The 25,103-nt window shown below is 35.5% G+C and carries 35 protein-coding genes and 1 pseudogene; 34 read left to right on the top strand and 2 right to left on the bottom strand.

What is annotated here, in order from left to right; genetic code table 11:
* Positions 1-58 precede the first annotated feature (58 nt).
* The 34 genes and pseudogenes from fusA to infB all read left to right on the top strand — a co-directional run bounded on the left by fusA (position 59) and on the right by infB (position 23,402).
* Positions 59-2,191, top strand: a complete 2,133-nt coding sequence (fusA, locus tag R3E32_21655) for an elongation factor G (protein ID MEZ4887353.1) — start codon at positions 59-61, stop codon at positions 2,189-2,191.
* Positions 2,192-2,194: 3 nt separating this feature from the next.
* Positions 2,195-2,500: a 30S ribosomal protein S10 gene (gene rpsJ / locus R3E32_21660; GenBank protein ID MEZ4887354.1), complete on the top strand. Its 306-nt coding sequence runs from the start codon at positions 2,195-2,197 to the stop codon at positions 2,498-2,500.
* Between the two features lie 10 nt (positions 2,501-2,510).
* Positions 2,511-3,131, top strand: coding sequence for a 50S ribosomal protein L3 (gene rplC, locus R3E32_21665; protein ID MEZ4887355.1), 621 nt, complete (start codon positions 2,511-2,513; stop codon positions 3,129-3,131).
* A 13-nt stretch (positions 3,132-3,144) separates the two neighbouring features.
* A complete protein-coding gene (gene rplD / locus R3E32_21670) occupies positions 3,145-3,756 on the top strand; it encodes a 50S ribosomal protein L4 (protein ID MEZ4887356.1) in 612 nt (203 codons plus the stop codon).
* Between the two features lie 74 nt (positions 3,757-3,830).
* Positions 3,831-4,127 (top strand): 50S ribosomal protein L23, encoded by a 297-nt coding sequence (gene rplW, locus R3E32_21675; protein MEZ4887357.1) that lies wholly within the window; start codon positions 3,831-3,833, stop codon positions 4,125-4,127.
* A 49-nt stretch (positions 4,128-4,176) separates the two neighbouring features.
* Positions 4,177-5,007: a 50S ribosomal protein L2 gene (rplB, locus tag R3E32_21680; GenBank protein ID MEZ4887358.1), complete on the top strand. Its 831-nt coding sequence runs from the start codon at positions 4,177-4,179 to the stop codon at positions 5,005-5,007.
* A gap of 9 nt (positions 5,008-5,016) precedes the next feature.
* A complete protein-coding gene (gene rpsS / locus R3E32_21685; GenBank protein MEZ4887359.1) occupies positions 5,017-5,283 on the top strand; it encodes a 30S ribosomal protein S19 in 267 nt (88 codons plus the stop codon).
* A gap of 67 nt (positions 5,284-5,350) precedes the next feature.
* Positions 5,351-5,707 (top strand): 50S ribosomal protein L22, encoded by a 357-nt coding sequence (rplV, locus tag R3E32_21690; protein MEZ4887360.1) that lies wholly within the window; start codon positions 5,351-5,353, stop codon positions 5,705-5,707.
* Positions 5,708-5,792: 85 nt separating this feature from the next.
* Positions 5,793-6,500: a 30S ribosomal protein S3 gene (gene rpsC / locus R3E32_21695; GenBank protein MEZ4887361.1), complete on the top strand. Its 708-nt coding sequence runs from the start codon at positions 5,793-5,795 to the stop codon at positions 6,498-6,500.
* Between the two features lie 47 nt (positions 6,501-6,547).
* Positions 6,548-6,967, top strand: a complete 420-nt coding sequence (rplP, locus tag R3E32_21700) for a 50S ribosomal protein L16 (protein MEZ4887362.1) — start codon at positions 6,548-6,550, stop codon at positions 6,965-6,967.
* A 106-nt stretch (positions 6,968-7,073) separates the two neighbouring features.
* Complete coding sequence (rpmC, locus tag R3E32_21705; protein ID MEZ4887363.1) at positions 7,074-7,289, top strand: 50S ribosomal protein L29; 216 nt, start codon at positions 7,074-7,076, stop codon at positions 7,287-7,289.
* A gap of 47 nt (positions 7,290-7,336) precedes the next feature.
* Entirely contained in the window at positions 7,337-7,597 is a 261-nt protein-coding gene (rpsQ, locus tag R3E32_21710; GenBank protein ID MEZ4887364.1) for a 30S ribosomal protein S17, read from the top strand.
* A 10-nt stretch (positions 7,598-7,607) separates the two neighbouring features.
* The gene (rplN, locus tag R3E32_21715) at positions 7,608-7,976 is read left to right on the top strand and encodes a 50S ribosomal protein L14 (protein MEZ4887365.1); all 369 of its coding nucleotides are present in this window, start codon (positions 7,608-7,610) and stop codon (positions 7,974-7,976) included.
* 54 nt (positions 7,977-8,030) lie between these two features.
* Positions 8,031-8,369, top strand: a complete 339-nt coding sequence (rplX, locus tag R3E32_21720; protein ID MEZ4887366.1) for a 50S ribosomal protein L24 — start codon at positions 8,031-8,033, stop codon at positions 8,367-8,369.
* Between the two features lie 20 nt (positions 8,370-8,389).
* On the top strand, positions 8,390-8,938 hold the full coding sequence (rplE, locus tag R3E32_21725; protein MEZ4887367.1) for a 50S ribosomal protein L5: 549 nt from the start codon (positions 8,390-8,392) through the stop codon (positions 8,936-8,938).
* A 1-nt stretch (position 8,939) separates the two neighbouring features.
* Positions 8,940-9,209 (top strand): 30S ribosomal protein S14, encoded by a 270-nt coding sequence (rpsN, locus tag R3E32_21730; protein MEZ4887368.1) that lies wholly within the window; start codon positions 8,940-8,942, stop codon positions 9,207-9,209.
* A gap of 159 nt (positions 9,210-9,368) precedes the next feature.
* Positions 9,369-9,776, top strand: coding sequence for a 30S ribosomal protein S8 (gene rpsH, locus R3E32_21735; protein MEZ4887369.1), 408 nt, complete (start codon positions 9,369-9,371; stop codon positions 9,774-9,776).
* 20 nt (positions 9,777-9,796) lie between these two features.
* Complete coding sequence (gene rplF, locus R3E32_21740) at positions 9,797-10,354, top strand: 50S ribosomal protein L6 (protein MEZ4887370.1); 558 nt, start codon at positions 9,797-9,799, stop codon at positions 10,352-10,354.
* 56 nt (positions 10,355-10,410) lie between these two features.
* Positions 10,411-10,758, top strand: coding sequence for a 50S ribosomal protein L18 (gene rplR, locus R3E32_21745; GenBank protein MEZ4887371.1), 348 nt, complete (start codon positions 10,411-10,413; stop codon positions 10,756-10,758).
* A gap of 12 nt (positions 10,759-10,770) precedes the next feature.
* Positions 10,771-11,289 carry a 30S ribosomal protein S5 gene (rpsE, locus tag R3E32_21750; protein ID MEZ4887372.1) on the top strand — a complete coding sequence of 173 codons (519 nt, stop codon included), beginning with the start codon at positions 10,771-10,773 and terminating at the stop codon, positions 11,287-11,289.
* Positions 11,290-11,321: 32 nt separating this feature from the next.
* On the top strand, positions 11,322-11,501 hold the full coding sequence (rpmD, locus tag R3E32_21755) for a 50S ribosomal protein L30 (protein ID MEZ4887373.1): 180 nt from the start codon (positions 11,322-11,324) through the stop codon (positions 11,499-11,501).
* A gap of 1 nt (position 11,502) precedes the next feature.
* Positions 11,503-11,952, top strand: a complete 450-nt coding sequence (rplO, locus tag R3E32_21760) for a 50S ribosomal protein L15 (protein MEZ4887374.1) — start codon at positions 11,503-11,505, stop codon at positions 11,950-11,952.
* Positions 11,953-12,027: 75 nt separating this feature from the next.
* Positions 12,028-13,377: a preprotein translocase subunit SecY gene (gene secY, locus R3E32_21765; protein ID MEZ4887375.1), complete on the top strand. Its 1,350-nt coding sequence runs from the start codon at positions 12,028-12,030 to the stop codon at positions 13,375-13,377.
* 253 nt (positions 13,378-13,630) lie between these two features.
* On the top strand, positions 13,631-14,449 hold the full coding sequence (map, locus tag R3E32_21770; protein MEZ4887376.1) for a type I methionyl aminopeptidase: 819 nt from the start codon (positions 13,631-13,633) through the stop codon (positions 14,447-14,449).
* 105 nt (positions 14,450-14,554) lie between these two features.
* The gene (gene infA, locus R3E32_21775; GenBank protein MEZ4887377.1) at positions 14,555-14,773 is read left to right on the top strand and encodes a translation initiation factor IF-1; all 219 of its coding nucleotides are present in this window, start codon (positions 14,555-14,557) and stop codon (positions 14,771-14,773) included.
* Positions 14,774-14,817: 44 nt separating this feature from the next.
* The gene (gene ykgO / locus R3E32_21780) at positions 14,818-14,934 is read left to right on the top strand and encodes a type B 50S ribosomal protein L36 (protein MEZ4887378.1); all 117 of its coding nucleotides are present in this window, start codon (positions 14,818-14,820) and stop codon (positions 14,932-14,934) included.
* A 2-nt stretch (positions 14,935-14,936) separates the two neighbouring features.
* Positions 14,937-15,314, top strand: coding sequence for a 30S ribosomal protein S13 (gene rpsM / locus R3E32_21785; protein MEZ4887379.1), 378 nt, complete (start codon positions 14,937-14,939; stop codon positions 15,312-15,314).
* A 33-nt stretch (positions 15,315-15,347) separates the two neighbouring features.
* Positions 15,348-15,743 carry a 30S ribosomal protein S11 gene (gene rpsK / locus R3E32_21790; GenBank protein MEZ4887380.1) on the top strand — a complete coding sequence of 132 codons (396 nt, stop codon included), beginning with the start codon at positions 15,348-15,350 and terminating at the stop codon, positions 15,741-15,743.
* Between the two features lie 52 nt (positions 15,744-15,795).
* Positions 15,796-16,401 carry a 30S ribosomal protein S4 gene (gene rpsD, locus R3E32_21795; GenBank protein ID MEZ4887381.1) on the top strand — a complete coding sequence of 202 codons (606 nt, stop codon included), beginning with the start codon at positions 15,796-15,798 and terminating at the stop codon, positions 16,399-16,401.
* Between the two features lie 26 nt (positions 16,402-16,427).
* On the top strand, positions 16,428-17,426 hold the full coding sequence (locus R3E32_21800; protein MEZ4887382.1) for a DNA-directed RNA polymerase subunit alpha: 999 nt from the start codon (positions 16,428-16,430) through the stop codon (positions 17,424-17,426).
* 62 nt (positions 17,427-17,488) lie between these two features.
* Positions 17,489-17,872, top strand: a pseudogene (rplQ, locus tag R3E32_21805) (50S ribosomal protein L17).
* 326 nt (positions 17,873-18,198) lie between these two features.
* A complete protein-coding gene (locus R3E32_21810) occupies positions 18,199-18,663 on the top strand; it encodes a hypothetical protein (protein MEZ4887383.1) in 465 nt (154 codons plus the stop codon).
* 21 nt (positions 18,664-18,684) lie between these two features.
* Positions 18,685-19,959, top strand: coding sequence for a transcription termination factor NusA (gene nusA, locus R3E32_21815; protein ID MEZ4887384.1), 1,275 nt, complete (start codon positions 18,685-18,687; stop codon positions 19,957-19,959).
* A gap of 35 nt (positions 19,960-19,994) precedes the next feature.
* The gene (infB, locus tag R3E32_21820) at positions 19,995-23,402 is read left to right on the top strand and encodes a translation initiation factor IF-2 (GenBank protein MEZ4887385.1); all 3,408 of its coding nucleotides are present in this window, start codon (positions 19,995-19,997) and stop codon (positions 23,400-23,402) included.
* Positions 23,403-23,491: 89 nt separating this feature from the next.
* Here the strand turns inward: infB and recO are convergent, their stop codons facing one another.
* Positions 23,492-24,226, bottom strand: a complete 735-nt coding sequence (gene recO / locus R3E32_21825) for a DNA repair protein RecO (GenBank protein MEZ4887386.1) — start codon at positions 24,224-24,226, stop codon at positions 23,492-23,494.
* Between the two features lie 12 nt (positions 24,227-24,238).
* Complete coding sequence (cdaA, locus tag R3E32_21830) at positions 24,239-25,042, bottom strand: diadenylate cyclase CdaA (protein MEZ4887387.1); 804 nt, start codon at positions 25,040-25,042, stop codon at positions 24,239-24,241.
* Between the last annotated feature and the right edge of the window lie 61 nt (positions 25,043-25,103).

Consider the following 25,103-nt stretch of genomic DNA (forward strand, 5'->3'; position numbering starts at 1 on the left):
TTGAGACTCTTTGGCAGGAGTTAATCTTTCATTCATTAAAAATAATGATACTAAGGTAATGGCAAGGGATTTAAAATTCACAAGGAATATTGGTATTGCAGCTCACATTGATGCTGGTAAAACTACAACTACTGAACGAGTTCTTTACTATACAGGTATTACTCACAAAATGGGAGAAGTACATGATGGTGGAGCAACAATGGATTGGATGGAGCAAGAGCAAGAGAGAGGTATTACAATTACTTCTGCTGCTACTAAAACTCATTGGAAGTATAAAGATGAGGATTATCAAATTAATATAATTGATACTCCTGGTCACGTTGATTTCACAGTAGAAGTAGAACGTTCTTTGAGGGTATTAGATGGAGTTGTTGCATTATTTTGTGCAGTGGGAGGAGTAGAGCCTCAGTCTGAAACAGTTTGGAGACAAGCTAACCGTTACAAAGTACCCCGTATTGGCTTTGTGAATAAAATGGATAGAACTGGTGCAAATTTTTTAGAAGTTGTAGGCCAAGTTAAAGAAATGTTAGGTGCAAATCCTGTACCTTTGCAATTGCCTATCGGTGCGGAGGATGATTTTATTGGTGTAGTTGATTTGATTGCTAATAGAGCAATTGTGTGGGATGAAGAAAGTAAAGGAATGAACTTTGATGTAATTCCTATACCTGAAGACATGGTTGAGTTAGTTGAAGAATATCGTGCAAAATTAGTAGAGGCAGTAGCCAGTTATGATGATGATATTTTGGAGAAATTTTTCGATGATCCTGAATCAATCACTGTTCCAGAGTTAGAATCAGCTATTAGAAAAGCAACAATTGATTTATCAATTATCCCAATGTTCTGTGGTTCTGCCTTCAAAAATAAAGGCGTACAAGCTGTATTGGATGGAGTTGTCACATACTTGCCTTCTCCGTTAGATATAGAAGCTGTAGAGGGTATCAATCCAGATACAGAAAAAATGGAAAGTAGAAAGCCAAGCGTAGATGAACCATTTGCTGCGCTTTGTTTCAAAATAGCTACGGATCCTTATGTTGGTCGTTTGTGTTTTTTCAGAGTGTATTCAGGCTCATTAGATGCTGGATCAGCGGTTTTGAATACACGAACAGGTAAAAAAGAGCGCATTTCTAGAATTTATCAAATGCATTCTAACAAACAAAATCCAATTGATAGAGTAGAAGCAGGAGATATTGCAGCAGGAGTAGGATTTAAAAATATTCGTACAGGTGATACACTTACTTCTTTGGATGCTCCGATTGCATTAGAAAGTATGACTTTCCCTGAGCCAGTTATTAGTTTAGCAATTGAACCCAAAACTCAAAAAGATCTCAATAAACTGGGGATGGGCTTGGCTAAATTAGCAGAAGAAGACCCTACCTTCAAAGTAAGGTTTGACGAAGAAACTGGTCAAACAGTAATCAGTGGAATGGGTGAACTGCATCTTGAGATTATTGTGGATAGATTGAAAAGAGAGTTTAAAGTTGAATGTAATCAAGGCGCACCAGAAGTAAATTATAGGGAGGCAATTACCAAAACTATCGACTATACTGAAATCTATAAAAAGCAATCAGGTGGTCGTGGTAAATTTGCAAAGATACAAGTTGAAATTGGACCTGCCGATCCTGATAAAGAAACTGGGGAAATAAAAGCAGGCTTACAGTTTGTAAATGATGTTGTTGGAGGATCTATTCCTCGTGAATTCATCCCCGCAGTAGAAAAAGGTTTTGCTGCAGCAATGAAAACAGGACCTTTGGCAGGATATGAGGTAGAAGCATTGAAGGTTCGTTTATATGATGGTGGATTCCACCCAGTAGATTCAGATAACCTTTCATTTGAGTTGGCCGCAAAAATGGCTTTTCGAAGAGCGGGAAAATTAACAGAGGCAGGAGCACAAATACTGGAGCCTATCATGAAACTCGAAGTGATAGCGCCTGAAGAACATACAGGTAATGTGATGGGAGATTTGACTCGAAGAAGAGGGATTATGGAAGGAATGGATATGAAAGGTAATGCACAAGTGATAAAAGCTAAAGTGCCGTTGTCTGAAATGTTCGGATATGTAACAGATTTGAGAACAATTACTTCTGGAAGAGCAACATCCAGCATGGAATTCTCTCACTATGCACCTGCTCCAAAGGGTATTTCGGAGGAAGTAATTGCAAAAGCTCATGGAAAACTTAACGTTGAAGCATAAAAGATGACACAGAGAATCAGAATAAAATTAAAGTCCTACGACCACAATCTGGTAGATAAATCATCTGAAAAGATTGTTAAAACAGTTCGTTCCACAGGAGCAGTTGTGTCAGGACCTATTCCTTTGCCGACAAAAAGAAAGATATTCACTGTTTTGCGTTCTCCGCATGTGAACAAGACATCAAGAGAGCAATTTCAGTTGTGTACCTACAAAAGGTTATTGGATATTTACAGCTCAACTTCAAAGACAATCGATGCTTTGATGAAACTTGAGTTGCCCAGTGGTGTAGATGTTGAAATAAAAGTATAAGCAAGCTGTAATGAAAGGATTAATAGGCAAAAAGATTGGCATGACAAGCATCTTTAATGATGCAGGACACCAAATAGCCTGTACTGTAGTGCAGTTAGGGCCTTGTTATGTTACACAAGTGAAAACAGAAGATTCTGACGGTTATAATGCCATTCAATTGGCTTATGATGATAAAAAAGAAAAAGGGGTTACCAATGCTTTGAAAGGTCATTTTCAAAAAGCAGGAGTATCTCCCAAAAAGAAAATAATAGAATTTTCTGACTTTGACATAGACGTAGCATTAGGTGATGAAGTTTCACTGGAAATCTTTAATGAAGGACAACGAGTTAATGTAGTTGGTACTTCTAAAGGTAAAGGTTTCCAAGGTGTAGTGAAAAGATATGGGTTCAAAGGTGTGAATGATGCTACTCACGGGCAGCATAATCGTCAAAGAGCACCAGGATCAATAGGTGCTTCGTCTTATCCTTCCAGAGTATTTAAAGGAATGCGTATGGCGGGTAGAACAGGTGGTGATCGTGTGAAATCTCTTAATTTAGAAGTCATCAAAATTTTGAAAGATAAAAATTTGATGTTGGTGAAAGGTGCTGTGCCTGGATCTAAAGGTTCTTATGTTATTGTTGAGAACGCTTAATTTGAAGTAAGTAATGAAAGTAGAAGTTTTAAATATTACTGGACAATCAACAGGTAGAGAAATTGATTTACCTGATGAAATATTTGGAGTTGAACCTAACGACCATGTTCTTTATTTAGCTGTAAAGCAATATTTGGCTAATCAACGTCAAGGAACACACAAGGCTAAAGAGCGTGGCGAAATTACTGGATCAACACGAAAAATTAAGAAACAAAAAGGAACTGGTACAGCTCGAGCAGGCAGCATAAAAAACCCCTTATTTAAAGGTGGAGGTAGGATATTTGGACCAAAACCAAGGGATTACCGCCAAAAACTAAATAAGAAGGTGAAGACACTTGCAAGAAAATCTGCGTTGTCTTACAAGGCTAAAGAAAATCAAATATTAGTAATTGAAGATTTTGATTTTGATGTGCCAAAGACTAAAGCATATTTGAAAATGCTTCAGGATTTAAAGACGAGTGAACAGAAAAGTTTACTCGTTTTGAATGAGCCAAAGAAAAACATCTACCTGTCTTCAAGAAATGTTCCTAAAGCCAGTGTTATGACGATGGATAGCTTAAATACTTATAAAATTATGAATGCTCATACACTTATATTAAGTGAAAGTGCAGCTAAAAATTTTTAAAGTAGGCGGATTTACATCAGTATATGTCTGACGAATGTTCTTAAATTTTGTAATTATTAATTTTTGACGATATAATGGCACGGGAAATATTAATACAACCACTGGTTACTGAAAAAATGTCACTACTAAGTGAAAAACTGAATAAATACGGCTTTCTTGTTGATAAAGGGGCTAATAAAATTCAGATAAAGAATGCCGTAGAAGAGGTATATGGAGTAACTGTTTTGGAGGTGAACACAATTATTGTACCAGCAAAACGTAAAACAAGGTATACTAGAAAAGGCATCATGGAAGGAAGGACAAATTTATACAAAAAAGCTATCGTAACGGTAGGTGCAGAAGATACTATTGATTTCTTTGAAGCCGTATAGTGAGGTTAGTTGCGTAATTGGAATAACTGAAATCTAATATTTTAGTAAAATGGCACTTAAAAAACATAAACCGGTAACAGCTGGTTCGCGATTTAGGATTTCAAATGCTTTTGAAGAGATAACCACAAGCAAACCTGAAAAATCCTTATTGGCTCCTTGGAAGCGTTCTGGTGGACGAAATAATCAGGGAAAAATGACCGTTCGTTATAGAGGAGGAGGTCATAAGAGAAGATATAGAATTATTGATTTTAAACGCAATAAGTATAACATATCTGCAACGGTTCAAACTATAGAGTATGATCCAAACAGAAGTGCTTTTATTGCCTTAATTCAATATGAGGATGGAGAGAAACGATATATTCTTGCACCAGGAGGATTAAGCGTAGGGGATAAAATTATATCAGGAGAAAATGTAGAACCTGAAGTAGGAAACGCATTATTTTTAAGAGATGTTCCTTTAGGAACCTTGGTTCACAATATCGAACTTTCTCCAGAAGGAGGTGGTAAGATTGCTCGTGGAGCAGGAACTTATGCACAGCTTACTGCAAAAGATGGTAAATATGCAATATTGAGGTTGCCTTCCGGCGAAACTAGAATGGTTCTGTTGACTTGTATGGCAACTATAGGAACTGTGTCAAACTCAGACCACAATCTTCAAGTACTTGCAAAGGCAGGTAGAAAAAGATGGATGGGGAGAAGACCTCGTACAAGAGGTGTTGCAATGAATCCTGTAGATCACCCAATGGGTGGCGGAGAAGGAAGATCTTCTGGAGGGCATCCCCGTTCAAGAACAGGAATATTTGCCAAAGGTCAAAAAACCAGAAATAAAAATAAACCTTCTTCTAAATTAATTATTAGCAAAAGGAAGAATAGAAAATAGTCTGTAATTATGGCAAGATCACTAAAAAAAGGACCTTACATACATCATAAATTGCAAAGCAAAGTAGATGTGCTTAATGAAAAAGGAAGAAAGACTGTTGTTAAGACTTGGTCAAGGGCATCGATGATTACACCTGATTTTGTTGGACATACATTTGCAGTGCATAATGGGAATAAATTTATTCCTGTATATGTGACAGAAAATATGGTAGGTCATAAACTTGGAGAATTCGCACCAACGCGTAATTTTAGAGGACATTCTTCTAAGAAAAAATAACCAAGAAATTTTTTAATTGGCTGTTGGCTATAACTTATAATACAATAAAAGTAAAATTATATAGCAAATGGAAGCGGTAGCAAGGCTTAGAAATCATTCTGGTTCTGCCAGAAAGACACGATTAGTGGCAGATTTAGTAAGAGGTTTGGATGCAGAAGAAGCATTGAACATACTTAAATATACTAAGAAACATGCTGCTCGACCTGTAGAAAAATTATTGGTTTCTGCAATTTCAAACTGGACACAGAAAAATGTCGAAAATGATGCAGCAGCAAGTCAATTGTATATTAAAAAGATTTTTGTGGATGGAGGAAGAGTCTTGAAAAGATTCAGACCTGCACCTTATGGTAGAGCGCATCGTATTAGAAAAAGGACAAATCATGTGACTATTATTGTAGATAGTCGAACAGGAGTAGGAGAATAAGTTTTTCTTAAAGATTACTTCAACTGTAAAATAAAAAAATTATTAAATAGAAATGTTTTTTTAATGTTTCTTTCAAATAAAAGTTATGGGTCAAAAAGTTAATCCAATAGCTAACAGATTGGGCTTTATCAGAGGTTGGGATTCAAACTGGTTTGCTACATCTACAGATTTCGCAGATAAACTCATTGAAGATGAGAAAATCCGTAAATATCTAAATGCTAGAATTGTAAAAGGAGGAATTGCTAGAATTGTGATTGAGCGTACCTTAAAGCGAATCACGATTACTTTGCACACATCTCGTCCTGGAATTATCATTGGTAAAGGTGGAAGTGAAGTCGATAGAATTAAGGAGGAGTTGAAAAAATTAACCAAGAAAGAGGTACAAATCAACATTGTCGAGATTCGAAGACCTGAGTTAGATGCAAATATAGTTGCAGAAACAATTGCTAAGCAGTTAGAGGCTAGGATTAATTATAGAAGAGCTGTGAGAATGGCAATTGCATCGACTATGCGTCAACCAGAAGCGGAAGGAATAAAAATAAGAGTATCTGGAAGACTTGGAGGAGCAGAAATGGCTCGTACTGAAGAAAATAAACAAGGAAGAACTCCTTTGCATACTTTTAGAGCGGATATAGATTATGCATTGAAAGAAGCTAAAACTGTATATGGCATTATTGGTGTTAAGGTTTGGATATGCAAAGGTGAAGTTTTAGGTAAAAGAGATTTATCTCCAAGTGTACCACAAGATAAGAAACGAAGAGGCGGTGGATCTGGAGGAAGAAGAAGAAAATAAAAGCTAAACCTAAGTCTTTTATAAATAATTAATAAGTAGATAATATCATGTTACAACCAAAGCGAACGAAGTTCAGAAAAAGACATAAAGGACGTGTGAAAGGAACTGCCCAACGAGGAAGTTTGCTTTCTTTTGGTACTTTTGGTTTGAAGGCTATGGAGGCTACTTGGATTACTAATAGGCAAATAGAATCAGCTCGTGTGGCTATAACTAGGTATATGAAGAGAGAAGGTAAGGTTTGGATACGTATTTTCCCAGACAAGCCTATTACCAAAAAACCATTAGAAGTTCGTATGGGTAAGGGTAAAGGTGCTCCTGATCATTGGGTGGCAGTAGTTAAACCAGGTCGAATAATGTTTGAAATAGAAGGAGTTCCTTTAGATATAGCTATGGAAGCTATGCGGTTAGGTGCTCAAAAACTTCCTATTAGAACTAAATTTGTAATGAGAAGAGATTTTGTAGAATAAAAATGATATTCTCATAAATAAACCAATAAATACTTTAAGTTGAGTCCACACCTACAAATATAATGTGATTTGTTAAGAAGTTGAACTTGATTTCATTGAATGTACCATGGCAAATAAAAAAATAAATATAAGAGATCTATCAACAGAAGAGCTTTTTGATAGAATCGAAGAAGACAAAGCTCGATTGCGCAAATTGCGTTTTAATCATACGGTTGCTGCATTAGAGAATCCTAATGTGTTACGTAATCTTCGCCGTGATATTGCTCGGTATAATACAGAATTAAGACGTAGAGAACTCGAAGACTCAAGCGCAAATAAATAATAGGGCTGTAAATATTAGAGGCTTTTAATCAAATTTATTTAGAAGTAATGTCGCAAGAAAGAAACCTTAGAAAGCAACGTGTTGGGGTGGTATTAAGTGATAAGATGCAAAAAACAATCACTGTAAGCATTGAACGTAAAGTGCAACATCCTATCTATGGTAAATTCATTAAGAAAAGTAAAAAATACACTGCTCACGATGAACAAAATGATTGTAACATCGGAGATATAGTGCGAATAATGGAAACTAGACCTCTCAGTAAGCGTAAAAGATGGCGCTTAGTAGAAATTATTGAGCGGGCAAAATAATTTAATTGTCATGATTCAACAAGAAAGTAGACTTAAAGTAGCAGATAATAGCGGTGCTAAAGAAGTATTATGCATCCGTGTATTAGGAGGTACAGGAAGACGTTACGCTTCGGTAGGGGATAATATTGTTATTACTGTAAAAGATGCTATGCCTTCTGGAGGAGTGAAAAAAGGAACCGTATCCAAAGCTGTTATAGTAAGGACAAAAAAGCATATAAGACGTAAAGATGGAACATATATATCTTTCGACGATAATGCTGTTGTTTTGATTGATGGTTCTGGTGAGCCAAGAGGAACTAGGATATTTGGACCTGTTGCTCGTGAGTTGAGAGATAGAGGATACACTCGTATTGTTTCTCTAGCACCTGAGGTATTATAGTGCCTTTAGATAAGTAAAAAAAAGAGTTTCATAACCATTATTAATGAGTGGAAAATGGCTAATAAAAAACGTTTTAAACCTAAGTATCGAATTAAAAAAGGAGATACTGTAGTGGTCATAACTGGAGAAGATAAAGGTACTGAAGGGCGTGTTTTAGAAATAGATACGGAAAAAGGCAAAGCTCTTGTAGAAGGTGTAAATATTATTACAAGACACACAAAACCTAACAATCAATATCCAGAAGGAGGGCTTATTGAAAAAGAAGCTCCTATCCAAATATCTAACATTATGTTAGTTGATCCGAAAACAGGCAATTCTACACGAGTTGGTCGTCGGATAGAAGATGGAAAAATAGTTCGTTACGCTAAAAAATCAGGGGAGGTAATAAACTAATGAGTAAGTATATTCCAAGAATGCAAACAAAGTACAAAGATGAGGTTGCACCTAAATTGAAAGAACAATTTAAGTATAAGTCATCTATGCAAGTACCTCGATTACTTAAAATATGTTTGAATCAAGGTGTTGGTTCAGCAGCGGCAGATAAAAAAGTAGTTGATACAGCAGTGAAAGAAATGACATTAATTTCAGGTCAGCAAGCAGTTGTTACTAGGGCTAAAAAATCAATTTCAAATTTTAAGCTGCGTGAAGAAATGCCTATTGGTGTGAGAGTTACATTACGCGGAGAAAGAATGTGGGAATTTTTAGATAGATTACTGTCCGTAACTTTGCCACGTGTACGTGACTTTAGGGGAGTAAATGATAAAAGTTTCGATGGAAGAGGTAACTATACGTTGGGAGTAACTGAGCAGATTATTTTTCCTGAAATTGATTTGGATAAAGTATCACGTATGAATGGAATGGATATTACTTTTGTGACCTCTGCCAATACAGATAAAGAAGCTTATGTTTTACTTACTGAATTTGGGATGCCTTTCAAAAACCAAGTAAAAATCGAACAATAATATGTCTAAGAAATCAATTGTTGCTCGCCAAGTAAAGAGAGAAAAGTTAGTAACTAAGTATGCTGAAAAAAGAGCAAAATTAAAAGCAGAAGGGAACTACGAAGAATTGGATAAATTACCTAAAAATGCTTCTCCTGTCAGATTACGAAATAGATGTAAATTAACAGGAAGACCTAGAGCCTATATAAGACTTTTTGGTGTTTCAAGGTTGAAATTCCGAGAATTAGCATCTAATGGTAAAATCCCAGGTGTCACAAAAGCAAGTTGGTAAAATCAAGACTATTTGCTTAATAAAGTTAGGAATAAAGATATTAGGGACGTAGTAATCTACGTCTCTTTTTTATCTCGCATATTATTACTATCTTTGCGGAGCAATTTTTGAAAGCAAATTGAAATATATTTTATATTTATAAACAGAAGGATTTGGTATATGTCAGCAGTTACTGATACAATTGGAGATTACTTGACGCGAATTAGAAATGCTATGATGGCGCGTCATCGAGTGGTAGAAATACCTGCTTCTAATTTGAAGAAAGGAATTACTGAAATTCTTTACAACCAAGGGTATATTTTTAGATATAAATTCGAAAGTACAACCAATGGTCAGGGAATTATTAAGATAGCTCTAAAATACGATCCTGTATCGAAAGAACCTGCTATTCGTAAACTGGTAAGGTATAGTAAACCAGGGTTGCGGAAATATGTAGGCGCTGCTGATTTGCCAAGAGTAAAAAATGGACTAGGCATTGCAGTTATTTCTACCTCTAAAGGTTTGTTAACAGATAAGGAGGCTCGTAGTCAGAATATAGGAGGAGAAATTCTTTGTTTAGTTTACTAAATATTTAAAGGTAAATAGCCATGTCTCGAATAGGAAAATTACCCATAACGTTACCAACGGGGGTTCAAATTATAGTTGATAATGATACTAACTTAGTGACAGTAAAAGGTCCAAAAGGTGAGTTAGTTCAAAAGTTAGATAAAGATTTAGAAGTAATATCAGAAGATGGTAATATTCATGTAAAGCGACCTACAGATCAAAAGCGACATAAAGCTTTGCACGGTCTTTACAGATCTTTAATCAATAATATGGTAATTGGTGTTTCAGAAGGGTATAAAAAGCAATTGGAACTAGTAGGAGTTGGTTATCGAGCTTCGAACCGTGGACAACTACTGGAATTGGCAGTTGGTTTTTCTCACCCTATTTATTTTTTCGTTCCATTTGAGGTTAAAGTGGAAACAGAAACTGTGAAAGGTAAAAACCCTGTTATTACCCTTGAAAGTATTGATAAACAATTATTAGGACAAATTTGTGCGAAAATACGAGCCTTTAGAAAACCAGAACCTTATAAAGGAAAAGGTATAAGGTTTGTAGGAGAAGAAATTAGAAGAAAAGCTGGTAAAGCAGCTGGTAAATAGATGCGCTGTTTTTCAGAATAGATTTAATTCAAATAATTTTTAAGTTAAACGAAGCAATGGCATTTAATAAAGCAGCAAGAAGGCAAAGAATTAGGTATAAGATTAGGAAAAAAATATCAGGAACTAAAGAACGTCCTAGATTGGCAATTTTTAGAAGCAATAAATATATCTATGCTCAATTAATAGATGATAACAGTGGTCATACTTTAGTGTCCGCATCTTCTAAGGAGTTTTCAGAATCAACAGGCAAAGTAGATGATTCTAAAGGTGTAGGTAAACTTATTGCCGAAAGAGCTTCAGCTTTAGGAGTTGATACAATTGTGTTTGATAGAAGTGGATACTTATATCATGGTAGAGTGAAATCTTTAGCCGAAGGCGCTAGAGAAGCAGGTCTTAATTTTTAAAATACTTATTTGATGTCAAAGATAAATTTTAAGCAAATCACAGCTTCAAATATTGAGTTAAGTCACAAAGTAGTTGCAATTAATAGAGTAGCAAAAGTAACTAAAGGTGGTCGTACTTTTAGTTTCTCAGTTATAGTTGTGGTTGGAGATGGCGATGGAATTGTGGGACATGGTTTAGGGAAAGCTCGGGAGGTTGCTGCTTCAATTGATAAGGGACGTGATGATGCAAATAAAAACTTAATCAGAGTACCAATTCATAAAGGAACAATACCACATGAAGAGAAAGGCAAGTATGGAGCCGCAAAAGTGGTTATTAGACCGGCAGCTAAAGGAACAGGAGTAATTGCAGGTGGTGCTATGCGTGCTGTTTTAGAAAGTGCTGGGATAAAAGATGTTATTGCAAAATCAATTGGATCTTCTAATCCTCATAATGTAGTAAAAGCAACAATAGATGCACTTTCTAAGTTGAGAGGTCCCATGGAAATTGCTAAACAAAGAGGAATTACTCTTGATAAGGTTTTTAATGGATAGGTAGTTAAAGTTCATTTGTATAAACAAGAATAATGGCTAAAGTTAAAGTAACACAGGTGCGAAGTGTAATACGTTGTCCTCAAAAGCAAAAAGCAACTATGATTGCATTGGGATTACGTAGAATGCATAGAACAGCAGAACATGAGGCAACACCTCAGATAGTGGGGATGATTGAAAAAGTAAAGCATTTGGTAAAAGTAGAATATCAATAAAATGAGCAATTTAAGCAACTTAAAACCTGCAAAAGGTGCTATTCATAAGCAGAAAAGAATAGCAAGAGGACAAGGTTCTGGTCATGGAGGCACCGCAACTAAAGGACATAAAGGGCAGCAATCAAGATCAGGATATTCTAGGAAAAAACACCATGAAGGTGGCCAAACACCACTTCAGATGCGTATTCCTAAGAGAGGATTTAATAATAGAAATAAAATAACATTCAAACCTCTCAATTTATCAGATTTAGAGTATATTGCTACTAAACATGATATTGCCATTATTGATTTCGATGTTCTACGAAAATTAGGAATGGTAAAGAAAACAGAGAAAGTAAAGGTTCTAGGAAACGGAGATGTTAGCAAAGCATTGGAAGTCAATTTACATGCCTTTAGTGAATCTGCCAAATCTTCTATTGAAGCGAGTGGTGGATCTGTTTCAATCATCTAAGTTGATTTATTTAATAATAAAATTATAGAAGGGAGATATTCTAATTGCCATCCCCCTACGATAATATTCATTCTCATGAACAAGCTGATTGATACTATAAAAAATATTTACAAAATAGAAGAACTTAGAAATAAGATTCTTTTCACTTTAGGTCTTATCTTAGTCTATAGAATAGGTTCTTTTATAGTGTTACCTGGTGTAGATGTAGGAGCTTTGGATGAATTAGCCAGCCAAGGATCTAGGGGGGGACTAATTGCATTGTTAAATATGTTTGTTGGGGGTTCTTTTACTAGAGCATCCATCTTTGCATTGGGTATCATGCCCTATATCTCCGCCTCTATTGCAATACAACTACTCACATTAGCAGTACCCTATTTCCAAAAAATGCAAAAAGAGGGAGAGTCTGGAAGAAGTAAAATAACTAGAATTACTAGGTATTTAACAGTAATTGTCACTGCTGTACAAGCGGTAGGGTATGTGACTTTTCTTTATTCTATTGCAGGGCAAGATGCTATTGTTATTCCAAGAACTTTATTTATCGTATCTACGATGTTTTGTCTGACCGCAGGAACTGTGTTTTGTATGTGGTTAGGAGAAAAAATTACAGACAAAGGAATAGGAAACGGGATTTCTTTGCTTATTATGGTTGGAATTATTGCAAGGCTGCCTTTTGGACTTGCGGCAGAATTGCAGTCAAAATTAGCCTCAAGTACTGGCGGTGGATTGGTATTTTTTGTAGTAGAAATGGCATTCTGGATTGCTATCATAATGGCAACTATACTGTTGGTTCAGGGTACTCGTAGAATTCCTGTTCAGTATGCAAGAAGAATTGTGGGGAATAAACAATATGGTGGTGCACGTCAATATATTCCATTAAGGGTGAATGCTGCTGGAGTTATGCCCATTATTTTTGCACAGGCACTAATGTTTATCCCTTCTTTTGCAGCACAGTTTTTTCCTGATTCAGGATTAATGCAAAGTATTCAACAAGGTACTTTTTACCTTTCATTTTCATACAACTTCTTTTTCTTCCTAATGGTAGTGTTATTTACGTACTTTTATACAGCGCTAATTATTAATCCTACTCAGATGGCGGATGATATGAAGAGAAATGGGGGGTATATTCCGGGAGTAAAACCAGGTAAAAAAACAGCCGAGTTTATTGATAATGTAATGTCTCGCATTACTCTTCCTGGAGCTATGTTTTTAGGTTTGGTTGCTATTATGCCTGCATTTGCAAATATGGCAGGTATAAATAGTCAGTTTGCTGATTTTTATGGAGGGACATCATTATTGATTTTAGTAGCAGTAATGTTAGATACCTTGCAACAAATTGAAAGCCATTTATTAATGCGACACTATGATGGGTTAATGAAAGGAAATGCTCGTATGAGAAGCCGTCAGGCAGTAGGAGCAAGTGTATAAGAATCCTATTATGATGTGGATGTTACAAGAAAAAATAAACCTTTATTTCTGAGGTTAAATAGCTAGTAAAAATCATATTGTAGTGCTTAATTAAACACAAAAAGTTTCCTCTTCAAAATAATGTGGGGAAACTTTTTGTCTATTATATATGTGAGAATCGAACGAAAATTTCTACGACAATCTAAATTGATATTGCTTTTCTATTTTTGATAGTAAAGGTAAAAATGGTTTGATAATTTAAAGTATTAATAAGTTGCGAAAAAAATCAAAAAAGATATTCTATAAAACAAAAGAAGAAATAGAATTAATCCGATATAGTTGCTTATTAGTGGGTAAGACACATGCAACTGTGGCAGAATTTATTAGGCCAGGTATGCAAACTATCAAGTTAGATGAAATAGCAGAAACTTTTATTAGAGATCAAGGAGCAGTTCCCGGATTCAAAGGATATAATGATTTTCCATTTACATTATGTATTTCTGTAAACGAGGAAGTTGTTCATGGAATGCCAGGTAACTATGAGTTAAAAGAAGGAGATATTGTTTCGATTGATTGCGGAGTGATTGCAAATAGTTATTATGGTGATTCCGCATATACTTATTGTGTAGGTGAGGTTGATATAAAAGTTAAGAATTTATTAGAAGTCACTAAAAAATCGCTTTATAAAGGTATAGAGCAGGCTATAACAGGTAAGAGGGTTGGAGATATTAGTTTTGCTATTCAACAATATACGGAAAGAAACTTCGGTTATGGTGTTGTTAGAGAATTAGTGGGGCATGGTGTTGGCAGAGAATTACATGAAGCACCAGAAGTTCCCAATTTTGGAAAAAGAGGGCGAGGTCCCAAATTGTTAGATGGACTTGTTATTGCTATTGAGCCTATGATAAATATGGGCAAAAAAGATGTAATTCGAAGTGCTGATGGGTGGACGATATCTACAGCTGATGGAAAACCTTCAGCTCACTTCGAACATACAATAGCTGTTAGTAAAAACAAAGCTGATATTCTTTCTACTTTCGACTATATTGAGGCAGCCATTAAAAATAATATAGAATTAAGTGAGATTGCTTAGAAATTAGCAAAAAAAAACCGATATTTGCACTCCGAATTAAAAGGAGATAATGTAAGTAGCGTTAAATCAATAACTTCGCATTTTTAAAGAGTATTATTAATATACATGGCAAAGCAAGAACTCATTAAACAAGATGGTACAGTCACAGAAGCATTATCTAATGCAATGTTCAGGGTACAATTAGAAAATGGACATATTGTAGTGGCTACTATATCAGGTAAGATGAGAATGAATTACATCCGCATATTGCCAGGAGATAAAGTTGCTTTAGAAATGTCACCTTATGATTTGAATAGAGGAAGGATAATATACAGATATAAATAATGTGTCTGTGTTTTTATAGCTAAACCCAATAAAAATATACTCTCGTGAAAGTTAGAGCATCAATTAAAAAACGTAGTAGTGACTGCAAAATAGTGCGCAGGAAAGGTAAACTCTATGTGATTAATAAAAAGAATCCAAAGTTTAAACAAAGACAAGGATAAATATGGCACGTATAGCTGGGGTTGATTTGCCCAAATATAAAAAATGTTCGATAGCACTTACCTATATTTATGGAGTAGGTCGTACTCGTGCTTTGAAAATGCTTGATGAGTCAAGTATTGAGCCGACCAAAAAAGTTAAAGATTTGACAGACGATGAAATAACTCGTCTTCGTGCTACCGTTAGTGAATATACTCTAGAAGGAGAGTTGCGCTCAGAGGTACAACTAAATATTAAACGGTTAATGGATATTGGTTGTTATAGAGGTATTCGACATCGTAAGGGATTGCCTTTACGTGGTCAGCGTACTAGTACTAATGCACGAACTAGAAAAGGTAAAAAGAAAACAGTTGCGGGTAAGAAGAAAACCCCAAGGAAATAGTATTTATCGAATTGCTAACTATTTGTAAGTAATATGGCAAAGAAAAGACGAGTTTCGAAAGTCAAAAAACGTATTGTCAGAGTAGAATCTGAAGGTAAGGTCTATATAAAGGCAAGCTTCAACAATATAATTATTTCATTTACCAATGCTGCAGGACAAGTTATTTCTTGGGCTTCAGCAGGTAAGGCCGGATTTAAGGGGTCTAAAAAGAATACTCCATATGCTGCTCAGGTGGCGGCAAGAGATGCTGCCAAAAAAGCTATGGATTCCGGACTAAAGCGAGTAGAAGTTTTAGTTAAAGGTCCTGGTTCTGGAAGAGAAGCTGCTATACGAGAAGTACATAACATGGGTATTGAAGTAACAGTCATCAGAGATGTGACACCACTACCACATAATGGTTGTCGACCACCTAAACGTCGTAGAGTTTAGATCGAAGTTTTAATATTTATTTTAGTCTCAATAGTAGAAAAAGAAATATAATATGGCACGTTATATAGGTCCAAAAACTAAAATCTCACGTAGATTTGGTGAGTCATTATTTGGATATGATAAATCCTTTGAGAAAAAAGGGCATCCTCCAGGGCAACATGGAACTTCTAAAAGGCGTAAAGTTGTTTCTGAATATGGTATTCAGTTGAAGGCAAAACAAAAAGCCAAGTATACCTATGGCGTATTGGAGAGACAATTCCGTAATTTATTCGAGGAAGCTAGTAGGAAAGAAGGAATTACAGGAACAATTTTACTTCAATTCCTTGAGTCTCGATTAGACAACATTGTTTATAGAATGGGGCTAGCTCCTACTCGACCCGCCGCTCGACAACTTGTGGCACATTGTCATTTATTAGTTAATGGCGAAAAATGTAATATTCCATCACGTAGGTTGAAGATAAATGATGTTATCGGAATACGTGCTAAGTCAAGAGAATTAGAACTCATCACATCGTCTATTTCTCAAAAAGGTAAGAGATTTTCTTGGATAGAGTGGAATGACGAGAAAATGGAAGGTAGGTTTATAGCTATACCCAATAGGGATGAGATACCTGAAAATATAGAGGATCAATTAATTGTGGAGCTTTACTCGAAATAATCCATTTGTAATATTTAAAATTGTTTATGGGACTTTTAACATTTCATCAGCCAGATAAAATAATAGCGCAGAAAATTACAGACAATGAAGGTTTGTTTGAGTTCAAACCGTTAGAACCTGGATTTGGGGTTACGGTAGGTAATTCGATTAGACGAGTTCTTCTATCTTCTTTGGAGGGGTATGCTATCACGGCAATAAAAATAAGTGGTGTAGATCATGAATTTTCTACTATAACGGGAGTTATAGAGGATGTTACTGAGATTATATTGAATCTTAAACAGGTTCGATTTAAAAAAGTAATAAAAGATGATGATTTGGTGTCCGAAAAGATATTTGTTTCTATAAGTGGGGAAGATAAATTTAAAGCAGTTGATATTGAAAAGCATACAGCTACTTTCAAAATAACGAACCCTAACTTAGTGATATGTCATATGGAATCTTTTGTTAACTTAGACATTGAGTTGACTGTTCAAAAGGGAAGAGGATACGTTCCTGCTGAAGAAAACAAACCAAAAGACATGGTGCATGGATTAATCCCTATTGATGCCATCTTTACACCAATCAAAAATGTTCGGTACAATGTTGAAAACACACGTGTTGAACAAAGAACAGATTATGAAAAATTGATTATAGAAATCAAGACAGATGGAACAATTCATCCTGAGGAGGCTATCAAAGAATCTGCAAGAATACTTATTCAACATTTAATGTTGATTACGGATGAAAAGATTACTTTTGATGAGAAGCCTGGTGAAGAAGATGATATTGTGGATGAGCATATCCTACACATGCGTAAGTTATTAAAAACCCCATTAGAGGACTTGGATCTTTCGGTAAGAGCTTATAATTGCTTGAAAGCAGCAAAAATAAATACCTTACAGGAATTAGTAACCTACGATACCAATTCATTGATTAAGTTTAGGAATTTTGGTAAGAAGTCTTTAATGGAAATTGAACATTTAATACAAGAAAAAGGACTTTCCTTCGGGATGGATTTGAGCAAGTATAAACTTGATGAAGAATAAAGAAAAATATTCTTTTTAATAAGAGAATTTTTAGTATCTAATATCGAAATATTGTTGTAGCAATGAGACACGGAAAAAAGTTTAATCATCTTGGAAGGAAAGTTGGACATAGAAAAGCCCTACTTGCTAATATGGCTTGTTCTTTGATTAAGCACAAACGTATTCAAACAACTTTAGCTAAAGCTAAAGCTTTACGAAAATATATAGAGCCTTTATTGACCAAGGCTAAAGCAAATACTACTCATTCACGAAGAATGGTTTTCAGCTATCTTCAAGATAAAGAAGTCGTAAAAGAGTTGTTTGATGATGTTAGTGATAAAATAGCTGACAGACCCGGTGGCTATACTAGGATACTCAAACTTGGCTTTAGATTTGGAGATGGTGCTGAAATGGCAATGATTGAATTAGTAGATTATAATGAAAATCTGCTAAAATCGAACTCTAAATCTGGAAAGCGTAGAAGAACTCGTAGAGGTGGACGTAAAAAATCTCAAGATAGTAGTGTCGAAACTACTACTGATGATTCAAATGCTTCTGTAGAGTAGATAGGATGAGATAACATATTATTAGTATAATTATAAAAAGGGTAAGGGTCTATTAGAGGCATTTACCCTTTTTTTGTGTAAATTTGTGGAATCTAATAATAAATTAGTGAAAACTACTCTAGTTTGTATCAACATATTTCTTAGAGACAAAAAAATAAACGTATTTTTGTAGTAGAAAAATGTTGAGGGGACTTGTGTGTCCCCTCTTTTAGTTATTAAATTGATATATGACGACTATTGTTGAAAGAATTGGAGAATTACTAGAGTTAAAGTTTGAAAATACTTCTTTTTTTGTAGTAGAATTAAAACCAACTCCGGGAAATAAGATTCAGATATTTGTTGACAAGGATGAAAATATAACAAGTGGAGATTGTGTTAAAATATTCAAATACTTAAAAAAGAGTTTAGAAGATGAAGGAACTTGGCATGAAAATCTTTACTTAGAAGTGTCTTCTCCTGGTATGTCCAAACCTTTTAGGGTTTTAAGGCAGTATAAAAAGAATATAGGAAGACACATAATTATTCAGATGTTAGATGGTAGTCAAAAAGAAGGAATATTGAAAGAAATTTTGGCTGAGGAAGTAGTTATTGATGAATATATGCAAGTACCAAAAAAGGCAAAGCCAACTATTCAAAAAATAATAATACCTTTTGATATTATCAAATGTGTGAAGAAAAAGATAACATTTTAGATTCATTCAAAATTGTTTAAGATGGCGAAGACAGGGAGAAAGGCTAAAAATATTGATTTGGTTGAATCCTTTGCAGATTTTAAGGAATTTAAAAATATTGATCGTCCAACAATGATGCGTGTGTTGGATGATGTATTTAGAACATTATTGCGAAAAAAATATGGAAGTGATGAGAACTTCGATATTATCGTAAATACGGAAAAAGGAGACCTTGAAATTTGGAGAAGAAGGGAAATTGTAAATGACGGAGAAGTAATTGACGCTAATAAAGAGGTTGCTTTTTTAGAGGCTATTCAGATTGAAGAAGATTATGAGATTGGTGAGGAGCTTTACGAAGAGATTACTTTGTTGCACTTTGGAAGAAGGGCTATTCTTGCGGCTCGACAAACTTTAATATCCCGTATATTAGAACTTGAAAACGATGAATTGTACAAGAAATACGGCGATAGAGTAGGGGAAATTGTTACTGGAGAGGTATATCAAATATGGAAACGCGAAATGCTCGTGTTGGATGATGATGGTAATGAGTTAATTCTTCCTAAAAACGAACAGATTGGAAGTGATTTCTATAAGAAAGGAGATACGGTACGGTCAGTTGTGAAGAAAGTGGAGATGCGAAATAATAAACCTAGAATTATTTTGTCAAGAACTGATAATATGTTTTTGGCCAAGTTACTAGAACTGGAAGTACCTGAAATTTTTGATGGACTGATTGCTGTTCGCCGTATTGCTAGAGAACCTGGGGATAGAGCTAAAGTAGCAGTAGAATCTTTTGATGATAGGGTAGATCCTGTTGGGGCATGTGTTGGAATGAAAGGATCACGGATTCATGGTATTGTTAGGGAACTACGAAATGAAAATATTGATATAATTAATTATACAGCTAATATACGCCTACTTATTCAAAGGGCATTGACTCCTGCAAAGGTTGTTCATATGGATGTTGATGAAGAGATTAAAAGAGCATCTGTATATTTAAAACCAGACCAGGTTTCTTTAGCGATAGGTAAAGGAGGTGTAAATATTCGTTTGGCAAGCAAACTTACTAAATACGAAATTGATGTATTTAGAGATGAAGAAGGAGAAAATGATGAGTATGATATTGATATTGAGGAGTTTGCTGATGAAATTGATGAGTGGATTATCAGAGTCTTGCAGAATATTGGATGTGATACCGCTAAGAGTGTACTTGATTTGAGTACAGAGGAACTACTTAGACGAACTGACTTGGAAGAAGAAACAATCACTGAAATAAGAAATATTCTGAGATCAGAATTTGATGAAGAAGAAATTTAGAATTACTTTTTATAAATATTACATTAATAGCTTACATGGCAGAAACCAAAAAGGTAGTAAGACTGGCTAAAGTAGCAAGAGAAATTAACGTAGGGATTGAAACGATTACAGCACATCTCTTGAAAAAAGGTTTTGAAGTAGAAAGTAAACCTACTACAAAGCTAACACCGGAGATGTATGATGTCCTTATTACTGATTTTAAATCATCAATTGCGCTCAAAGAGAAAGCAAACCAAATTAGTTTACGTACTAAACGGGAAAGAGAAACGAAGAAAGTAGATGATTTAGAAGTAGTAAAAGTTCCATCATCAGATAATTCCTCTAATAAACGGAATAGAGCAAAAGAAACACCTTCTAAAATAGAACCTGAGATACAAAAGCCAATACCTATTTTGGATAAGGAGACAATAGAATTGCCAAATACGGAGTCTATTTCTAATGTTTCTGAAGAAACCAATACTTCTAAAACGGTTGATTCGCACCAAAAGAAAGAGTCGGTTACAGAAGTAATACCTCAGACTCTTATTGGTAAAAATGATGTTCAAAGCAATGAGGAGTTTAAAAATGTAAACTCAGATAAGTCTGTCGAGTTAGAAAAACAGACTGAAACGGAGAATAAGAAGATTGAAGCCATTGCAGATGAGAAGGTACTGGTAGTAGAAGATAAAAAAGAGATTGAAAAAAGTACTGAAAATATAGAACCTGCTAAAGTCATAGAGGCAGATTCTGTAATTGAAGAAGTGAAAGAGACCAAGGAAGATAGGCAGCAAGTAGCAGTTGTTGAGAAGAAAGAGAACTCTTCGGAGAGTAAACAAGAGGATTATAGTATACAAGATACTTCTAAAGCAGTAAAAGAAGATATAAACACTACTGTTGAAAAACAAAATGGAGCTTCTGATACATCGCTTCAAGAGTCCAATGTTGCGAAAAATGAAGCATTAGTGACCAAAGATGAAGTTCAAAAAATAGAGGGTGAAAAAGAGCAAGAAGTAATGGTCAAAGAGGAGAAACAAGAAAATGTGATCAGTTCTACAGAAATCGAACTTGCGGGACCAAAGGTTATTGGAAAGATAGATCTTAGTGGAACTAATTGGAAAACTCGACCGGATAAGAAAAAGAAAAGGAAGGAGAGAAAAAGAAGACCAACTACAACAACAGAAACGGATAAAGTTGTAAATAGGAGACAAGAGGAAACGAAAGAAGGTGAAGATAGAGGAATCAAAGAGAGACCAAAAGTACATCTGAAAGGGCCTAAAGTGGTAGGCAAGATTGACTTATCTTCAACACAGGATAAAAAAGATGATTCAGAAGGTACAACAGATGGAGGTGACAAACCTAAAAGAAGAAGAAGAAAAAGAATTATCAAATCTTCAGATAGGAAAGTTGCTATTAAAAAATCGGATCGACCTGCTGTAAGTAATTCCACATCTACTCCTTCTAAAGATGGGCCTAATGAAAAAACACTTAGGGTTAAAAAAAGAAGGAAAAAGAAACCTCAGAACACTAGTTTTGCTAATAGGAACAATGAAGCAACGGAAGTTTCGGCCAAAGAAATTCAGGACAAAATCAAGGCTACAATGGCCAAACTTAGCGGCACTTCCAAAGGGAAGAGCAATAGGGCTAAGCTAAGAAAACAAAAAAGAGAGCAAGCTGCTATCAAACGAGATTTGGTGGAAGATGAAGAAACCAATATCTTGAGTGTCACTGAGTTTATCTCAGTAAATGAGTTTGCCAAATTGATGGATGTGGCAGTAAACAAGGTCATCACCACTTGCTTCAATTTAGGAATTATAGTATCTATTAATCAACGTCTGGATGCAGAAGTCATTGAGTTAGTTGCTGATGAATTTGGATTTGAAGTTGAGTTTATCAACGTGACCGAACAAGATGAAGAAGAAGATTACTTCGATGATGCCCCAGAAGATTTAGAGTCACGTGCTCCTGTTGTTACAGTCATGGGACATGTGGATCACGGAAAAACATCTTTACTAGATTATATCCGAAATGCGAATGTAATTGCAGGAGAGATGGGAGGTATTACACAGCACATTGGAGCCTATGAAGTGACTACTGAAAGTGGCAAAGAAATTACATTCTTAGATACACCTGGTCACGAAGCATTTACGGCCATGCGTGCCAGAGGTGCTAAGGTGACAGATATTGCAGTAATTGTGATTGCAGCAGATGACGATATAATGCCTCAAACAAAAGAGGCTATTAGTCACGCACAAGCTGCGGGCGTACCTATGATTTTTGCTATTAATAAGGTGGATAAAGATACTGCTCAACCTGAAAAAATCAAACAGCAATTGGCTGCGATGAATTTATTGGTAGAGGATTGGGGAGGTAAATATCAATCACAAGAAATATCTGCTAAGTTTGGGACAAACGTGGATGATTTGCTTGAAAAAATACTTCTTGAAGCAGAGTTGTTAGAATTGAAGGCCAATCCAAACAGAGAAGCTATTGGAACGGTACTAGAAGCATCTCTTGATAAAGGAAGAGGATACGTTTCTAATATTTTAATACAAAATGGCTCACTAAACGTGGGGGATACAGTATTAGCAGGACAACACGTTGGTAAAGTGAAAGCTATGTTCAATGAGAGAGGACAACGAGTGAAAAAATCCGTTGGCCCAGCTACTCCTGTTACCATTCTTGGGCTGAACGGCGCACCTCAAGCAGGTGATAGAGTAAAAGTGATGAAAAGTGAGCAAGAAGCAAAAGCAATTGCTACCAAAAGAGCACAGATCATTAGAGAGCAAGGATTTAGAGCATCTAAACATATCACACTTGAAGAAATTGGCCGTCGTTTGAAGATTGGTACTTTCAAAGAATTGAATCTCATTGTAAAAGGAGATATGGATGGTTCTGTAGAAGCATTAACTGATTCATTGTTGAAACTTTCTACTGAAGAGATAAGGATAAATGTGATACACAAAGGGGTCGGTGCTATTACCGAATCCGATGTATTGTTAGCTTCTGCGTCTGATGCCATTATTGTTGGTTTCCAAGTTCGTCCGACTGTCAATGCACGTAGAAATGCAGAACAAGAAAGTATCGAGATTAGAACATACTCCATCATTTACGCTGCTATTGAAGAGATTAAGTCTGCAATGGAAGGAATGTTGGAACCAAAAGTCGAAGAGCGTTTTGTATGCAACCTCGAAGTTCGAGAAGTATTCAAAATTTCAAAAGTGGGAGCAGTTGCAGGATGCTATGTAACCGTTGGTAAAATAAACAAGGATACAAGAATTCACCTACTCAGGGATGGAATCATTGTATTTACAGGAGAAATCGAAACTTTGAAACGATACAAAGACGATGTAAAGGAAGTCTTGCCAGGGCAAGATTGTGGTATTCGAATCAAGAACTTCAATGATATCAAACCGGGCGATGTGATTGAAGGATTTGAAGAAATCGAAATAAAACGAACACTTTAATTGAAAAACTTTATCGAGAAGTTTATAAAGTCCTAAAAGTTTGCTGGTCAAAATTTTAGGACTTTTTTTATTTTGTAGAAACTGCGGTTTCAAAAACCGAATATTTCCTGCAAAATTTTCACAGACTGCAATGATTTGAAGCCTTCAATGTGCAATTGGTAAAACTGCAATAAACTAGTAAGCAATTCTTTGCGTTGCATTTTACCGATTTTTATAAAATGTACTTCTTCCAGAGAGGTGTTCAATAAATTAGAAAGGTGTTTGGAAAGTGGTTCTTGCAAGTAATGAAGATGTGCAGGGTATTTGCTGACAAAAGAACCCTCTTGTAAATCAAATATTTTTTTGTCTTCGTTGTCGTAATTGTTATAAGGATAGAATCCAAGAAAACCACTGAATTGTAGTAAAAAATAAAGATGTAAGTTTGCAATAGATTCATGTGTGCTATCCAAAGTTTGCACAAAATCAAAAATAAAATCAAACTGCAATTCATTCTCCTCCTCTTCCTTCAATGTATTGTAGAGCAATTCAGTGACAAACAGAGCAAGTGAACTTTTACCAATATGAAAAGGAATAGACGTAAACGTATAAATCGGCTTCATTTCCTTGATTCTCTGAATATTGCGATTTTTTCGATAATACACCACCATATCCAGCAAAGTCAAAGGTTGAAGTAAAGCAGCCGTTTGTTTATTCTTATTACTCGTCCTAACCCCATTGACCATATAAGATTGAATACCAAATTGAGAAGTATAAATCTTGGCAATAACGCTGGATTCAGAATATTTGAAGGTTTTCAAAACAATACCTTTGGTAGGATAAAGCATAATACAGCGATTTTACATTTCCAATGCTTTGAACAATAGTTCTTTCAGCGTAATATCTGAAATATTCATTCGTATATGGCTTCGATGAGCATAAGATATCTTGCCCCTTTCCTCTGATACAATAAAAACATGTGCTTCAATGTGTTCTGTGATACCAACTGCCGCACGATGACGCATTCCCACACGAGGCGGAAGCTCAGGATTTTCTGAAACAGGCAACACACAACCCGCCGCCAGAATTTTCCCCTCCGCAATCACCATCGCCCCGTCATGAAGCGGCGCATTTTTATCAAAAATAGTTTCGATTAGCTTACTCGAAATATCGGCATGTATGGCTACTCCCGTATTGGCAAAAAACTTTTCTTCACCCACATCCGTAAAAACCATCAAAGCCCCCGTTTTAGCACGAGCCATGTTCTGCAAAGCCTTTGCTATTGAATTCACTAAATGCTCATTATCAGAAGCATTGTCACGCCCTCTTTTTATCAAACGACTCCAAAATTGCTGATCCCCAATACCCGTATTGCGCCCCAAAAAGAACAAAAAACGCCGAATTTCTGGCTGAAAAATAATCACCAAAAGCACAAGCCCAGCTCCCAAAAACTGTCCTAAAATACGCTCCATCATCTTCATCTCCAATGCCTGAACGATAAAGTAAATAAGCGACAGCACCAATAATCCCACAAAAATATTGAAAGCAAGACTACCCTTCAAGAGCCGATAGACAAAGAAGAACAAAGTGGTCAATACCAATATATCCAATATGTCGGCAAAACCAATTTCAAGAAATCCAATTTTAAATAAAAAAAGCGTCAAAGTGTGTTTTGTATTTTAGATAAGTTGAAAACCATGTTGTTCTTTTAGGTTTTCATTTGAA

The sequence above is a fragment of the Chitinophagales bacterium genome, assembly GCA_041392475.1.
GTDB lineage: Bacteria > Bacteroidota > Bacteroidia > Chitinophagales > UBA2359 > JAUHXA01.